Origin of the sequence: Citrobacter sp. wls716 (assembly GCF_005280975.1) — a bacterium.
Lineage (GTDB): Bacteria > Pseudomonadota > Gammaproteobacteria > Enterobacterales > Enterobacteriaceae > Citrobacter > Citrobacter youngae.
This window is the reverse complement of sequence record NZ_SZWX01000055.1, coordinates 1-15,580: the sequence shown is the minus strand read 5'-3', so window position 1 is coordinate 15,580 and position 15,580 is coordinate 1. Positions and strand designations below refer to the sequence as shown.

General features: G+C 51.6%; 15 protein-coding genes, 1 tRNA gene and 1 pseudogene. 9 read left to right on the top strand and 8 right to left on the bottom strand.

The annotated features are described in order from the left end of the window. Positions 1–97: 97 nt before the first annotated feature. Genes FDX24_RS21015 through yejF form a run of 4 tightly spaced genes read left to right on the top strand, consistent with a single transcriptional unit; the run spans position 98 to position 5,623 of the window. On the top strand, positions 98–1,912 hold the full coding sequence (locus tag FDX24_RS21015) for an extracellular solute-binding protein (RefSeq protein WP_124021784.1): 1,815 nt from the start codon (positions 98–100) through the stop codon (positions 1,910–1,912). Beyond that, the gene (locus tag FDX24_RS21010; RefSeq protein WP_040230596.1) at positions 1,913–3,007 is read left to right on the top strand and encodes a microcin C ABC transporter permease YejB; all 1,095 of its coding nucleotides are present in this window, start codon (positions 1,913–1,915) and stop codon (positions 3,005–3,007) included. Further along, the gene (locus FDX24_RS21005) at positions 3,007–4,032 is read left to right on the top strand and encodes an ABC transporter permease (RefSeq protein ID WP_061068180.1); all 1,026 of its coding nucleotides are present in this window, start codon (positions 3,007–3,009) and stop codon (positions 4,030–4,032) included. Before FDX24_RS21010 ends, FDX24_RS21005 begins: the two co-directional genes overlap by 1 nt. Before the next feature lies 1 nt (position 4,033). Continuing rightward, a complete protein-coding gene (gene yejF, locus FDX24_RS21000; protein WP_048211140.1) occupies positions 4,034–5,623 on the top strand; it encodes a microcin C ABC transporter ATP-binding protein YejF in 1,590 nt (529 codons plus the stop codon). 3 nt (positions 5,624–5,626) lie between these two features. On the opposite strand, the gene FDX24_RS20995 is transcribed toward yejF, so the two are convergent. From FDX24_RS20995 to rsuA, 3 genes are all read right to left on the bottom strand, one after another. Next, positions 5,627–5,971, bottom strand: coding sequence for a YejG family protein (locus FDX24_RS20995; protein WP_086523392.1), 345 nt, complete (start codon positions 5,969–5,971; stop codon positions 5,627–5,629). A gap of 333 nt (positions 5,972–6,304) precedes the next feature. Further along, positions 6,305–7,495, bottom strand: a complete 1,191-nt coding sequence (locus tag FDX24_RS20985) for a Bcr/CflA family multidrug efflux MFS transporter (RefSeq protein ID WP_048211138.1) — start codon at positions 7,493–7,495, stop codon at positions 6,305–6,307. Between the two features lie 15 nt (positions 7,496–7,510). After that, entirely contained in the window at positions 7,511–8,218 is a 708-nt protein-coding gene (gene rsuA / locus FDX24_RS20980) for a 16S rRNA pseudouridine(516) synthase RsuA (protein ID WP_115601762.1), read from the bottom strand. Positions 8,219–8,369: 151 nt separating this feature from the next. Here rsuA and FDX24_RS20975 point away from each other — a divergent pair, with 151 nt between their 5' ends. Together FDX24_RS20975 and rplY are read left to right on the top strand one after the other, a co-directional pair. Beyond that, positions 8,370–10,130, top strand: a complete 1,761-nt coding sequence (locus FDX24_RS20975; protein WP_061068182.1) for a DEAD/DEAH box helicase — start codon at positions 8,370–8,372, stop codon at positions 10,128–10,130. A 124-nt stretch (positions 10,131–10,254) separates the two neighbouring features. Further along, positions 10,255–10,539 (top strand): 50S ribosomal protein L25, encoded by a 285-nt coding sequence (gene rplY, locus FDX24_RS20970; protein WP_003027502.1) that lies wholly within the window; start codon positions 10,255–10,257, stop codon positions 10,537–10,539. 120 nt (positions 10,540–10,659) lie between these two features. On the opposite strand, the gene yejK is transcribed toward rplY, so the two are convergent. After that, positions 10,660–11,667 (bottom strand): nucleoid-associated protein YejK, encoded by a 1,008-nt coding sequence (gene yejK, locus FDX24_RS20965; RefSeq protein WP_005129293.1) that lies wholly within the window; start codon positions 11,665–11,667, stop codon positions 10,660–10,662. Between the two features lie 134 nt (positions 11,668–11,801). On the opposite strand from yejK, the gene FDX24_RS20960 reads away from it, so the two are divergent. The 3 genes from FDX24_RS20960 to FDX24_RS20950 all read left to right on the top strand — a co-directional run bounded on the left by FDX24_RS20960 (position 11,802) and on the right by FDX24_RS20950 (position 13,973). Beyond that, complete coding sequence (locus tag FDX24_RS20960) at positions 11,802–12,029, top strand: YejL family protein (RefSeq protein ID WP_003027506.1); 228 nt, start codon at positions 11,802–11,804, stop codon at positions 12,027–12,029. A 31-nt stretch (positions 12,030–12,060) separates the two neighbouring features. Beyond that, positions 12,061–13,821, top strand: a complete 1,761-nt coding sequence (yejM, locus tag FDX24_RS20955; protein WP_061068183.1) for an LPS biosynthesis-modulating metalloenzyme YejM — start codon at positions 12,061–12,063, stop codon at positions 13,819–13,821. 75 nt (positions 13,822–13,896) lie between these two features. Continuing rightward, a tRNA-Pro gene (locus FDX24_RS20950) sits at positions 13,897–13,973 on the top strand. Positions 13,974–14,091: 118 nt separating this feature from the next. Here FDX24_RS20950 and FDX24_RS23755 read toward each other — a convergent pair. From FDX24_RS23755 to FDX24_RS23905, 4 genes and pseudogenes are all read right to left on the bottom strand, one after another. Further along, positions 14,092–14,292: a hypothetical protein gene (locus FDX24_RS23755; RefSeq protein ID WP_226814018.1), complete on the bottom strand. Its 201-nt coding sequence runs from the start codon at positions 14,290–14,292 to the stop codon at positions 14,092–14,094. Positions 14,293–14,627: 335 nt separating this feature from the next. Next, positions 14,628–14,927 (bottom strand): hypothetical protein, encoded by a 300-nt coding sequence (locus FDX24_RS20940; protein WP_115601761.1) that lies wholly within the window; start codon positions 14,925–14,927, stop codon positions 14,628–14,630. Between the two features lie 13 nt (positions 14,928–14,940). Continuing rightward, positions 14,941–15,315, bottom strand: a complete 375-nt coding sequence (locus tag FDX24_RS23910) for a polymorphic toxin type 50 domain-containing protein (RefSeq protein ID WP_371414778.1) — start codon at positions 15,313–15,315, stop codon at positions 14,941–14,943. A gap of 30 nt (positions 15,316–15,345) precedes the next feature. Beyond that, positions 15,346–15,580, bottom strand: a pseudogene (locus tag FDX24_RS23905) (VENN motif pre-toxin domain-containing protein); the annotation flags it as partial.

The following is a 15,580-nucleotide window of genomic DNA, read 5'->3' as shown; positions in this document are numbered from 1 at the left end:
CACCAGGCGATTCATATATTTTCACTCGCCACCCCAACCGCTATTTCTCAGGCAAGAAGCCTGTCGGGTTGTGGCAGGACAAGGAAACCTCTGTGATATGATTCCTCGTGTACTGCTTCTGTTTATCGCCCTTATCGGGTTTAACGTTCATGCCCAATCCATCAAAGAAAGCTACGCCTTTGCCGTGTTGGGCGAACCCAAGTACGCGTTTAATTTTAATCACTTTGATTATGTTAACCCCGCGGCCCCTAAAGGCGGGCAGCTCACCCTCTCCGCCCTGGGTACCTTCGACAACTTCAACCGCTACTCGATGCGCGGCAACCCTGGCGCACGCACCGAAACGCTCTACGATACGCTGTTTACCACCTCGGATGACGAACCCGGCAGCTACTACCCGCTCATCGCTGACAGAGCGCGTTACGCCGATGATTATTCGTGGGTAGAAATCGCGATTAATCCGCGGGCCCGTTTTCATGATGGTTCACCCATTACCGCACGCGATGTTGAATTCACCTTCCATAAATTTATGACCGAAGGCGTACCGCAGTTTCGTTTGGTCTACAAAGGAACGACGGTAAAGGCAATTGCCCCGTTAACAGTGCGAATTGAACTCGCCAAACCGGGTAAAGAGGACATGCTCAGCCTGTTTTCATTACCGGTGATGCCAGAGAAGTACTGGAAAGATCATAAGCTCAGCGATCCCTTGTCATCACCACCGCTCGCCAGCGGCCCTTATCGCATCAGTCAATGGAAAATGGGCCAGTATATTGTCTATTCGCGCGTCAAAGATTATTGGGCTGCTGACTTGCCCGTCAATCGCGGACGCTGGAACTTCGATACCCTCCGCTACGACTATTATCTGGATGATAACGTCGCCTTTGAAGCATTTAAGGCCGGTGCGTTTGACCTGCGTCTTGAGAACGATGCCAAAAACTGGGCGACGCGTTATACCGGAAAAAATTTCGCCAATCATTACATTGTCAAAGACGAACAAAAGAATGAGTCCGCGCAGGACACACGATGGTTAGCCTTTAATATTCAACGTCCAATGTTTAGTGACCGACGTGTACGGGAAGCGATTACGCTGGCCTTTGATTTCGAATGGATGAATAAGGCCCTGTTTTATAATGCCTGGAGTCGGACAAACAGCTATTTCCAGAACACCGAGTATGCAGCCAGAGGTTATCCCGATGCGGATGAACTGGTGATCCTCGCGCCATTGAAAAAAGAGCTGCCACCGGAAGTCTTCAGTCAAATCTATCAACCACCGATGTCGAAAGGCGATGGCTACGATCGTGAAAACCTGTTGAAAGCCGATACGTTACTCCAACAGGCGGGATGGATACTGAAAGGGCAACAACGGATAAATAGCACCAGCGGTAAACCGCTGACCTTCGAGTTATTACTCCCGGCAGGCAGCAACAGCCAGTGGGTATTGCCATTCCAGCACAACCTACAGCGCTTAGGTATTACGATGAATATCCGCCAGGTCGATAACTCGCAAATCACTAACCGTTTGCGCAGTCGTGACTATGACATGATGCCAAGGTTGTATCGCGCAATGCCGTGGCCAAGTTCAGACCTGCAAATTCTCTGGGCCTCTGAATATATAGACTCCAGCTATAACGCGCCCGGAGTGCAAAGCCCGGTCATTGATAAACTGATTAGCCAGATCATTGCCGCACAAGGGAATAAAGCCAAACTGATCCCGTTGGGGCGGGCACTGGACCGGGTATTAACCTGGAACTACTACATGTTGCCGATGTGGTACATGGCTGAAGATCGTATCGCCTGGTGGGATAAGTTTTCGCATCCGGCGATCCGCCCGATTTATACCATTGGCATCGACAACTGGTGGTATGACGTCAACAAAGCGGCGAAGCTTCCCGCAGCCAGACGACAGGGAGAGTAAATGGGCGCTTATCTGATTCGACGTCTGCTGCTGGTGATCCCAACGCTTTGGGCCATCATTACTATCAACTTTTTTATCGTACAGATAGCACCTGGCGGTCCTGTTGAGCAGGCCGTCGCCGCCATTGAGTTCGGACAAAGCGGCGCGTTGCCCGGTGCGGGCAGCGAAGGTGTTCGCGCCAGCCACGCGCAAACCGGCGTAGGGAATATCAGCGACAGTAACTACCGTGGCGGTCGGGGTCTGGATCCGGAAGTCATAGCGGAAATTACCCGTCGCTACGGATTCGATAAACCCATTCATGAACGCTATTTCAAGATGCTCTGGGACTATATCCGTTTTGATTTTGGCGATAGTCTGTTTCGCAGTGCCTCTGTTCTTACGCTAATCAAAGACAGCCTCCCGGTGTCCGTTACCCTGGGGCTGTGGAGTACGCTCATCATCTATCTGGTGTCGATACCGCTTGGGATCCGCAAAGCGGTTCACAACGGCAGTCGTTTTGACGTCTGGAGCAGCGCATTTATTATTATTGGCTATGCCATTCCGGCCTTTCTGTTTGCCATTTTGCTGATCGTTTTTTTTGCCGGGGGCAGCTATTACGACCTGTTCCCGCTACGTGGGCTCGTGTCCGCTAACTTTGATGCCCTGCCCTGGTATCAAAAAATTACCGATTATCTGTGGCACATTACCCTGCCAGTGCTGGCAACCGTGGTAGGTGGGTTCGCCGCGCTGACCATGCTGACCAAAAACTCATTTCTGGATGAGGTTCGTAAGCAGTATGTCGTTACTGCGCGCGCCAAAGGCGTTAGTGAGAAAAATATTCTATGGAAGCATGTGTTCCGCAATGCCATGTTGCTGGTAATCGCAGGATTTCCCGCCACATTTATCAGTATGTTTTTCACCGGCTCACTGCTGATTGAAGTGATGTTTTCGCTTAATGGTCTGGGATTACTGGGGTATGAATCTACCGTATCGCGCGACTACCCGGTGATGTTCGGCACACTCTACATCTTCACCCTGATTGGCCTGTTGCTCAATATCCTCAGTGATATCAGCTATACGTTGGTCGATCCTCGTATTGATTTTGAGGGACGCTAATGTCGCGATTAAGCCCCGTCAATCAGGCCCGCTGGGCGCGTTTTCGTCATAACCGCCGCGGCTACTGGTCATTATGGATTTTTTTGGTGTTGTTTGGCCTGAGCATGTGTTCCGAGCTGATCGCTAATGATAAGCCGCTGTTGGTACGCTATGACGGCAGCTGGTATTTCCCTCTGGTTAAAAACTACAGTGAGAGCGATTTCGGCGGCCCGTTAGCAACAAAGGCTGATTATCAGGATCCGTGGCTGCAACACCGTCTGGAGAGACAGGGTTGGATACTATGGGCCCCCATCCGGTTCGGTGCTACCAGCATTAACTTTGCCACCGATAAGCCCTTCCCCTCTCCACCCTCTGCGCAAAACTGGCTGGGTACTGACGCAAATGGTGGTGACGTGCTGGCGCGTATCCTTTACGGCACCCGCATCTCAATTCTGTTTGGCTTGATGCTGACCCTGTGTTCCAGCGTCATGGGGGTGATGGCTGGCGCGCTACAGGGCTATTATGGCGGTAAGGTAGACCTGTGGGGACAACGGTTCATCGAAGTGTGGTCCGGTATGCCAACGCTGTTTCTGATTATTTTGCTATCCAGCGTCGTTCAGCCTAACTTCTGGTGGCTATTAGCGATCACCGTGCTGTTTGGCTGGATGAGCCTGGTGGGCGTGGTACGCGCGGAATTTCTGCGCACCCGAAACTTTGATTATATTCGTGCCGCTCAGGCGCTCGGGGTTAGCGATAGCAGTATTATTTTGCGTCATATGCTACCCAATGCGATGGTTGCCGCCCTGACCTTTTTACCGTTTATTTTATGTGCCTCAATCACCACACTCACCTCGCTGGATTTTCTCGGGTTCGGATTACCGCTTGGCTCGCCATCACTGGGAGAATTGCTGTTGCAGGGTAAAAACAACCTGCAGGCGCCGTGGCTTGGCATCACCGCGTTCATCTCCGTTGCCCTCTTATTATCGCTACTGATTTTTATTGGTGAAGCGGTACGCGACGCATTTGATCCCAATAAGGCGATTTAAGATGACACAACCTCTGTTAGCTATTGACAATTTATCGGTAGGTTTTCGCCAACAGAACACCGTGCGCACCGTGGTCAACAGTCTGTCACTGCGCGTTGATGCCGGACAAACGCTGGCGCTGGTGGGCGAGTCCGGCTCAGGTAAAAGCGTCACCGCGCTTTCGGTGTTGCGTCTGTTGCCCACGCCGCCTGCGGTGTACCTCTCCGGTGATATCCGCTTTCACGGCGCATCACTACTTCACGCTAACGAGCAGACGCTTCGCGGTGTGCGGGGAAATAAAATCGCCATGATTTTCCAGGAACCAATGGTGTCGCTAAATCCACTCCACAACCTGGAAAAGCAGCTTTATGAAGTGCTGTCGCTGCATCGGGGAATGCGTCGGGAAGCCGCACGGGCAGAAATTCTGACCTGTCTGGATCGTGTAGGCATTCGCCATGCAGCGAAACGCCTTACAGATTATCCGCACCAGCTTTCCGGCGGTGAGCGCCAGCGCGTAATGATTGCTATGGCGCTGTTAACCCGCCCGGAGCTGCTAATTGCTGATGAACCAACCACCGCGCTGGATGTCTCTGTGCAGGCGCAAATTTTGCAACTGCTGCGGGAGTTGCAGCGTGAGCTGAACATGGGATTGCTGTTCATCACTCATAATCTCAGCATCGTGAGAAAGCTAGCCGATTCCATTGCCGTCATGCAGAACGGTCAATGCGTTGAACAAAACCGTGCCGAGCCACTGCTTGCCGCGCCAACCCATTCCTACACACAGAAACTGTTAAATAGCGAACCCTCCGGCGATCCAGTCCCTTTAGCCGCCGGACAACCGCCATTGCTGGAAGTGAATGGGCTCAGGGTCGCCTTTCCCGTACGCAAGGGTATCCTCAAGCGCGTGGTGGATCATAACGTCGTGGTTAACAACGTCAGTTTTACCCTCAGACCCGGTGAAACACTGGGACTGGTGGGTGAATCAGGCTCCGGGAAAAGTACCACTGGTCTGGCGCTACTGCGATTAATCACATCGCAAGGCAGTATTGTGTTCGATGGTCTGGCGCTGCATACCTTAAATCGCCGCCAACTGTTGCCAGTACGTCACCGCATTCAGGTGGTCTTTCAGGACCCCAACTCTTCACTGAATCCGCGTTTGAGCGTATTACAAATTATTGAAGAGGGATTGCGCGTTCACCAGCCAACGCTTTCCGCTGAACAGCGTGAAGCGCAGGTAAAAGCAGTGATGGCTGAAGTCGGACTCGATAGCGAAACCCGCCATCGTTATCCTGCAGAGTTTTCTGGCGGTCAACGCCAGCGCATAGCCATTGCCAGGGCATTGATTCTCAAACCCTCGCTGATCATTCTGGATGAGCCGACATCCTCGCTCGACAGAACCGTACAGGCGCAAATCCTCACGCTGTTAAAGTCCTTACAGGAAAAGCATCGTCTGGCTTATATTTTTATCAGCCATGATTTGCATGTTGTACGTGCGTTATGCCATCAGGTAATTGTGTTGCGGCAGGGAGAAGTCGTGGAACAGGGGCAATGCGAGCACGTATTTAACGCGCCACAACAGGCCTATACGCGTCAGCTGCTCGCGCTAAGCTGACGCTCAAAACGGATTGTTGTTTGAAAACGGTTCTGCGATGGCCACGCCGAAATTTTTCAGTCTGCAGGTCGCGGCAAACTCATCCTGGCGATTCACAAACAGGCACGGTTCCCCTTCACATTCCAGCACGGAACAAGGTACCTCAATGTCGCTGAGAGCCTGGCTAAGTTTATGCATGACTGACCATGCGCTGTCACCATCAGGACTAAGCAATTTGAGGGCCACCAGGCTGTTCTCATTGTTCTGACCGTTGTGCGGAATCGGTTCAACCTTTGAACCTGCGAAACCCACCGACCAACGATAGCACTGCGGCAGACGATGAACGATTGAGAGTTGTAATGTCATCACTTTCTTTCCCTGGAAGTACAATCACTTCACAATTATTTTACATCAATATTAACACATCATTGACAATACGTCTTTAGACAGTTGGTAAACGTTTACACCCAGTCTTTATGCCACTTTCCGAACCCACTATTTAAATTTATTCAACGGTTCAGGCATGTTTCCGCGCTATATGTACTCGTTTCTGCGATCTAACTCAACCTTTTTAACTACAATGATGTGACTTTTTACATAAATTGATTTTACATAAAATAAACATAAGCGGGGAAAATGATAGATTTGCGGTTGATGTACATCAACTCTGGAGGCCTTATGATCCCCAGGTTGTGTAATAGATCACCGTTTTTTGGCGCGACTGGCGTAGAGATAGAAGAGAATTGAGCTGGTGGCGCAAAACGCTATCGACCATATCATTGGCCAGGCCGAGTTAAAGGTTGCCAGAGATAACAGCGCGCCAACAATCGCGCCGATGCCAAAACGAAACGTCCCCGCCAACGATGAGGCCGTCCCGGCCATGTGTGGAAACTCATCCAGAATGACCGCCATCGCATTTGATGACACCATCGACACACAACCTACAAACGCCGCAACACCGACAACCAGTGCCCAGAATCCAACGCCGAACAGCGCGCTGAATACCATCCAGCCCGCCATCACAAACTGGATCCACAGCCCGGTACGGAACATATTTAGTGCACCAACCCGCCGAACAAAGCGGCTGTTGATGATGGTCATCACGAACAGGAACACAATATTCAGCGCGAAGTAATAGCCGAAATTCTGCGGTGAAACGTGGTTGATCTCAATGTAGACAAAAGGTCCGGCGCTCAGGAAAGAAAACATCCCGGCAAAGCTAAACCCACTGGCCAGCATGTAACTCAGGACGCGCTTGTGGCGAAACAGCGAGGCAAAGTTGCCCAGAGTCGTGCGCAAGCGAAACGGCTGGCGACGCTCTACGGGCAAGGTCTCTTTGATCAGCGTAAAGATCATCACCGAGGCCAGAATCGCCGCCACAGCGAGGATCCAGAAGATATAGTGCCAACTCAGCCATACCAGCACCCAACCGCCCACAATAGGTGCCATCAGTGGCGCAATCGTCGTCACCAGCATGACAAATGACATCATGCGCGAGAATTCTTCTTTCGGATAGATGTCGCGCATCAGGGCATTGATGACCACGCTTGCCGCCGCAGCTGCCAGACCATGGAAGAAACGCATAGTGATCAACTGATCGATAGTTTGCGCCAACGCACAGGCGACCGCTGCTGCCGCAAACACCAGAGTCCCGCCCAGTATCACCGGTTTACGCCCGATGCTGTCGGCCATCGGACCATAGATCAACTGCCCAACCGCGAACCCCAGAATATAGGTACTGAGGGTCATTTGCGCGCTGCCTGCCGGCACGCCAAATTGAGCAGAGATCACCGGCAGTGCCGGAAGATACATATCGATCGACAACGGCATCAACATGGCCAATAAGCCAAGGATAAAAACAATGGCAATTGAAGAGTTCTGCCGGGTGGTCACATTTAGCTCCTGAAATTAACGCGGGGTTAAGTTAACGCTGGCGATTTCTTCTTCGGTCAATGGACGGTATTCTCCGGGCGCCAGATCCTCATCAAGCTTGATGGCACCGATGCGTTCACGATGCAGTTCCACAACGTGGTTTCCCACGGCGGCAAACATACGTTTAACCTGATGATAGCGCCCTTCACTGATGGTCAAACGTACCTGAGTCGGCGTAATCACTTCCAGCACGGCGGGTTTGGTCAGGTCTTTCTCATTGTGCAACTGTACGCCACGGGCAAACAGTTCGGCGGTATCATCTGCCACTGGCGACTCCAGTGTCACCAGATAGGTTTTCTCACAATGGTGGCGAGGCGAAGTGATGCGATGAGACCACTGTCCGTCGTCGGTCATTAACACCAGTCCGGTGGTATCGATATCCAGACGCCCTGCCGCATGCAGTTTGTAGGCCACTGGTTCATCAAGGAAATAGAGCACAGTCGGGTGATCCGGGTCATCCGTTGAGCAAACATAACCCTGGGGCTTATTCAGCATAAAATAGCGCGGGCCATTTTGTTGAACCAGGGAATTACCGTCATATTCTACGTCGTGCTCTGGCAGCAGCTTAAAAGCGCTATTTCTGACGATTTCGCCGTCGACGGTAACACGGTTACCACGGATCTCACGCCCGGCAATAGCGCGGCTGACGCCGAGTTGCTGAGCGATAAATTTATCAAGTCGCATGAGTGTGATTTTGCCTGTAACAATACGGAAATCGGGCGTTATGCCCGAAAAGTGGAGCCGTTTTCCGCTCAGTATAACGAGCTAACAACTTCCCTCAAGGGAAAAAGATTCGTGGCATACTATACGCGAGACTGTTACATATTGTGAGCCCATGATTTTTACTCTTCGTCCTTACCAAAAAGAAGCCGTGGATGCCACGCTCAACCATTTTCGCCATCACCGTACTCCGGCAGTTATCGTCCTCCCCACAGGCGCGGGCAAAAGCCTGGTGATTGCCGAGCTGGCCCGCGTGGCGCGGGGTCGCGTACTGGTACTGGCGCACGTCAAAGAGCTGGTCGCGCAAAACCACGCGAAATATTGCGCGCTGGGGCTGGAAGCCGATATTTTTGCCGCAGGTCTGAAGCGTAAAGAGAGTCACGGGAAAGTGGTATTTGGCAGCGTACAGTCGGTGGCGCGCAATCTGGACGCCTTTCAGGGAGAATTCTCCCTGCTCATCGTCGATGAATGCCATCGCATTGGTGATGATGAAGAGAGCCAGTATCAACAAATCCTGACACACCTGACCAACGTAAACCCTCACTTACGCCTGCTCGGACTTACCGCCACGCCTTTTCGCTTGGGCAAAGGCTGGATTTATCATTTTCATTATCACGGAATGGTGCGCGGCGATGAAAAAGCACTGTTTCGCGACTGCATTTATGAATTACCGCTGCGCTACATGATTAAACACGGCTACCTGACGCCGCCAGAACGCCTCGACATGCCGGTCGTACAATATGATTTCAGCCGCCTGCAGGCGCAAAGTAACGGCCTGTTTAGCGAAGCGGACCTGAATCAGGAACTGAAAAAGCAGCAGCGAATAACGCCGCATATCATCAGCCAGATTGTCGAGTTTGCTCAGACACGCAAAGGGGTAATGATTTTCGCCGCTACCGTTGAGCACGCCAAAGAGATAGTCGGCCTGCTGCCTGCTGATGATGCGGCGCTTATCACCGGGGACACGCCTGGCGCTGAACGCGACGTGTTGATTGAAGAGTTCAAAGCCCAACGTTTTCGCTATCTGGTGAATGTGTCGGTCCTGACCACTGGCTTCGATGCCCCGCACGTCGACCTTATCGCCATTCTGCGCCCGACCGAGTCAGTTAGCCTTTACCAACAAATCGTTGGACGAGGGTTGCGCCTGGCGCCGGGGAAAACGGACTGTCTGATCCTTGATTACGCCGGGAATCCGCACGACCTGTACGCCCCGGAAGTGGGTGCGCCCAAAGGGAAAAGTGACAACGTTCCGGTACAGGTGTTCTGTCCTGCCTGCGGCTTTGCCAACACCTTCTGGGGAAAAACAACGGCCGACGGCACGCTGATTGAGCACTTTGGCCGCCGCTGTCAGGGATGGTTTGAAGATGATGACGGCCATCGCGAACAGTGCGATTTTCGTTTCCGTTTTAAAAACTGCCCGCAGTGCAACGCGGAAAATGACATCGCCGCCCGCCGTTGTCGGGAGTGCGACACGGTACTGGTTGACCCGGATGACATGCTGAAAGCCGCGCTCAGGCTTAAAGATGCGCTGGTTTTGCGCTGCAGCGGGATGGCGCTACAAAATGGGCAGGATGAAAAAGGCGAATGGCTGAAAATTACCTATTACGATGAAGATGGCGCCGACGTCAGCGAACGCTTTCGCCTGCATACTCCCGCGCAGCGTACAGCCTTCGAGCAACTGTTTATTCGCCCGCACACCCGAACGCCCGGCATTCCCTTACGCTGGATAACCGCCGCCGATATCCTCGCCCAGCAGGCGCTGTTACGTCATCCTGATTTCGTGGTGGCGCGCATGAAAGGTCAGTACTGGCAGGTCCGTGAAAAGGTCTTCGATTATGAAGGACGCTTTCGTCGGGCACATGAATTACGCGGTTAATCGTACTTTTGATTGATGTACCAGCCGTTTGAGTATAGAATCTCGCCCGCTTTTGCATACGCAAAGCAGATCACTTACCTGTTGCTGGGTCGCCTGTAGCAGGAATTATTAAAGAGAGATTTAAATGTTTACTATCAACGCTGAAGTACGTAAAGAGCAGGGTAAGGGTGCGAGCCGCCGCCTGCGTGCCGCTAACAAGTTCCCGGCAATCATCTACGGTGGCGCAGAAGCCCCGATTGCTATCGAACTGGATCACGATGCAGTTATGAACATGCAAGCTAAAGCTGAATTCTACAGCGAAGTTCTGACCATCGTTGTTGACGGTAAAGAAGTTAAAGTTAAAGCTCAGGCTGTACAGCGTCACCCGTTCAAGCCGAAGCTGTCTCACATCGACTTCGTTCGCGCGTAATCGCAAACAAGTTGAAGAAAAACCCCGCCAAGGCGGGGTTTTTTTATGGGATTTTGTAATCGATACTGATGGTTCTCGTCGACCGGATAAGGCGTATACGCTCTCACCCGGCAAACGGTTTTATTTCCCGCCCGACGTGCGACGCTGCAGCTGGTCGCGCAGGTTCGGCGGCGTACCTTTGATGGTCAAAGTATCTGTAGCCGGATCCCAGAAAATACGTTCACCCAGTAACATGGCGTCGAAGTTGATGGTTAACCCACCGCCGCTTCCGGCAAATTTGGTTAACTGACGCAGCGTACTGCGATCCGCCGGAAAGCTCTCTTCCAGCTCGTAGCCTTTATCTGCGGTAAATTCGCTGAAGCTGACTTCACTGACGCCGGAAAGCTCTTTGGACAGCGACTCCAGCTCGATCTCTTCACCGGCTTGTAGCTGTTCGTTGCAGTAGCTGTACACCTGCTGACGCACGTTCTGGCGTTCAGCTTTATCGAGCTGCGCCTCGGCAGTAAAGTCGTCCACTGCCTGCAGCAGGCCACGGTTTTGCGCTTTGGCATTCAGACCTTCGCTGGCACCGAGGAAATCCATAAAGAAATCGGCGACTTTGCGCCCTACCCGCCCTTTCAGGAACGTCAGATAGCGCGTGGACTCCGGATTGGTTTCCCACTCGGTTAAATCAATACGCGCCACGATATCCGCATGATTGATGTCCAGATAGTGCGTCGGATTGATATCCAGATTTTCATTGACGCGCATGCTACTTAAATTGTTCAGCACGGCGACCAACAGATACTCTACCGCCAGATAACGGTAATGGCAGAACAGGACAATACCGCCGTCGGCAAAAGGATATTTCGCCAGCTCGTCCCGCAAGCGTCCGGTCGCGGCACGACTAAATGCCAGAAAATCCTCTTCACCCTGACGCTGTAAACGCAGCGTTTGCGCCAGTTCACTCTCTTCGCTAAACAGGCCATAGGCTTTATTCTTGGCGCTATACACCCGGTGCAGCTCAGCCATCATCTCGACAACCGTCGCTGTCGGTTCCAGTAATGAATCGCGCAAGACCAGCTCAAGGTTCTGCTCGTCACGTTTGATAAGCTGGTGCAGGGCAATCTGGTTGATATCCAGACTCATGATAAACTCTCCTTTTAGACCGGGCGGTATTCAACCACCTGCCGGGCAGTGACGCAATAGAAGATAAAAAAGCAGAAAAAAAACTGTCTGTACGGTAATATGTTGCCCTTTCATGAACAGACTGATTTCGATTTATGCCACAAATTTCCCGCTATAGTGACGAACACGTTGAACAACTGCTGAATGAGATGCTCAACGTACTGGAAAAACATAAGGCGCCAACCGATCTTTCCCTGATGGTATTGGGAAATATGGTGACTAACCTTATCAATACAAGCATCGCACCGGCCCAGCGCCAGGCGATTGCCAACTCTTTTGCCCGCGCATTGCAGTCTTCGGTAAACGACGACCAAGCGCATTAAGAGCCTGCTCCGGGGAAACGAACAACAGTTTATGGTAACTCATCGTCAGCGCTACCGTGAGAAAGTCTCCCAGATGGTTAGCTGGGGGCACTGGTTTGCCTTGTTCAACATTCTGTTGGCCATGGTACTCGGTAGCCGTTACCTGTTTGTCGCCGACTGGCCGACAACGCTTGCAGGGCGTGTTTATTCCTATGTAAGCCTGGTCGGACATTTTAGTTTTCTGGTGTTTGCCACCTATCTGCTAATCCTGTTTCCTCTGACGTTTATCGTCATGTCCCAGAGGCTGATGCGATTCTTATCAGCCATTCTGGCGACAGCAGGTATGACGCTGTTGCTCATCGACAGCGAAGTGTTCACCCGCTTCCACCTGCATCTCAACCCCATCGTCTGGGAGCTGGTCATTAACCCTGACCAGAATGAAGCGGCGCGTGACTGGCAACTGATGTTTATCAGTGTGCCAATCATTCTGCTAATCGAAATGCTGTTTGCGACCTGGAGCTGGCAGAAACTGCGCAGCCTGACGCGTCGCCGCCATTTTGCCAAACCGTTAGCCGCATTCTTCTTCATTTGCTTTATCGCCTCGCACGTGGTGTACATCTGGGCTGATGCCAACTTCTATCGCCCGATTACCATGCAGCGCGCAAACCTGCCGCTCTCTTACCCGATGACGGCGCGTAAGTTTCTGGAAAAACATGGTCTGTTGGATGCGCAAGAGTATCAACGCCGCCTGATTGAACAGGGTAATCCGGAAGCGGTCTCCGTCCAGTATCCGCTCAGTGAGCTGCGTTACCGTGATATGGGAACGGGTCAGAATGTCCTGCTGATCACCGTTGACGGTCTGAACTACTCGCGCTTTGAACAGCAAATGCCTGCTCTGGCAGAATTTGCCGGGCAGAATATCTCCTTTACGCGCCACATGAGTTCGGGAAATACTGCCGACAACGGGATTTTTGGCCTGTTTTATGGCGTTTCACCAAGCTACATGGACGGCATTTTGTCGACCCGAACGCCTGCCGCGCTAATCTCTGCGCTAAATCAACAAGGCTATCAGTTGGGATTGTTCTCCTCTGATGGCTTCACTAGCCCACTGTATCGCCAGGCATTGCTGTCAGACTTTTCGATGCCAAACGTGCAAACGCAATCTGATCAACAAACTGCAAGCCAGTGGATTAACTGGCTGGGCCGCTATGCGCAAGATGATAACCGTTGGTTCTCATGGGTTTCCTTTAACGGAACGAACCTTGATGACAGCAACCAGAAGAATTTTGCCAAACGCTACGCCAGCGCGGCGCAAGATGTGGATGCCAACATCAACCGTATACTCAGCGCCCTGCGTGACTCCGGCAAACTGAACAACACGGTGGTCATTATTACCGCGGGCCGGGGCGTGCCGTTGACGCAGGAAGAGAATAACTTTGCCTGGTCGCGTGGCCATCTACAGGTGCCTCTGGTTATTCACTGGCCGGGAACACCTGCGCAGCGTATTAATAGCCTGACCGATCATACTGACCTGATGACAACACTGATGCAGCGCCTGCTCCACGTCAGTACCCCAGCAAGCGAGTACTCACAGGGTCAGGATTTGTTTAATGCAACACGCCGCCATTACTGGGTCACGGCAGCTGACAGCAGCACCATGGCCATTACCACACCAGAGATGACGCTGGTGCTTAATAACAACGGTAATTACCAGACCTATAATTTACGCGGCGAGAAAATTAAAGATCAGAAACCGCAGCTAAGTTTGCTGCTGCAAGTGCTGACGGATGAGAAACGATTTATCGCTAACTGATTAATTATAAATCAGTTAGCAGTCCATCCTCTTGCATTCGTGGTGGAAAGCAGTAGTATTAGCAGCCATAAGTGTCGGCACGTAGCGCAGCCTGGTAGCGCACCGTCATGGGGTGTCGGGGGTCGGAGGTTCAAATCCTCTCGTGCCGACCAAAATTCCCCAAAAAAACCAACCTTCTACGGTTGGTTTTTTTATGCCTGTTTTCTGTATGGGGAAGCAATGGGGAATTATCGGGGAAAAACCCCGGCGCACAGTGTAAATAGACCCGTTTTAGTTCCATGCTTTTTTTGAGATCCCGGCCAAATTGCCCCTAGCTCCCAGGTCTTTACCAACATCCTTTTCTGATTGTTTATGTGAAGGCAGACCATTAGCGATTCCACCGCCACCTTTCATCAACTCTCCGTCAACATCCTCAATCCCAATTTTCAGCATCGGATTGATATCAAAGATACCGGGCTTATCCTTGCTCAACGAGTTATTCTCAACAACAACTTTTTCCGTTGCGAAGTCAGCCTGTGAACGACAGTTTTTCCTGTGTACTCAGCAAGTTACAACCCAGTTTTCCTGCTGCATTTTGCTGTACTGGACCCAACGCCCCGATACGCGGTTTTCGCCCCCGGCACGCTACCGCCTCGCCGTGGTGTTTGTACCTGCACCCCGCATCATAGCAGCGATGTCAGCCGCTGCTATTACCGTTGAGCGCCTGTCCACCGGCGAACTGCCGGTGTACAGGCGCGGGGGCGGGCATTGTGGGCAAGTCTGACGGCTGATAACACGATCCCAGCACAGAGCCGGGATCTTCATTATTACTCTTTTCTTAGATATACCAGTAAACCATTTGTATTCTTTATCCTCTGTGGAGAATCAAGGCGCTGAACTGTTGTATCTACAGTAAAATCATCATCAAAATCGGCAATAATTTCCGTTTCTATTACCGACGCAAGCTCTTCGTCGTCATCATCAACTTCACCTTCAAAATAAAAAAGTAAGCTAATGTTCTTACCAGATAATTCAGCAATAACGGCTCTAATATTAGGGGTCACGTTTCCCAACAAAGCCCTCTGCAATGAAAGTCTCAGGTATACACTTAAATCAGATAAAACCATTACTTCTCCCTTATTATTCTGAAGGTCTTGCGGGAACAATATGCACACCATTTTTACCATAGTGGACTATGCCATTTGTAGTAGGAGTAGATACTCCTGTCTGAGGGTCAATATAGTTTCCAATATTTTGACCATAATTTATGCGCTCCTTAGAACCAGGAACACCTACGGGAGTATTACCTACCTGCTGACCCGTTCCCAATTTGGGTAGCAATGAATCAGGTGCTAGGGTAAGAACACTTTTATTCAAACCCGCTTCGGAAGCTATTTTATACTCGTTCGTTCCTGGTAAGTGCTTGTTCTGTTGTCCTTTATTAATCGTGAACTTACCAATGCCACCACCACCTTTCAACGGCTCCCCATCAGTGTCCAGCACATTTGGTTTCAGCGGATTGATGTCGAAAATATTGACCGGTAACTTGTCCTTATCACCAAGTGCATTATTCTCAATCGCATTTTTCCCGGCCTGCGCCCCGGCAGCCGCCGACGCCGTGCTATCGCCCGACAGACCACCGGCCATCCCTGCTGATATCGTTGCCAGCGTGCTGATGGTCTGCTTCTGATCCTCACTCAGTTGCGACAGGTCAGTCACATCAGGATACAGCATACCTGCAATCGCCCGGGCCGCAAGTTCACCCGTTGCCGCACCCGCT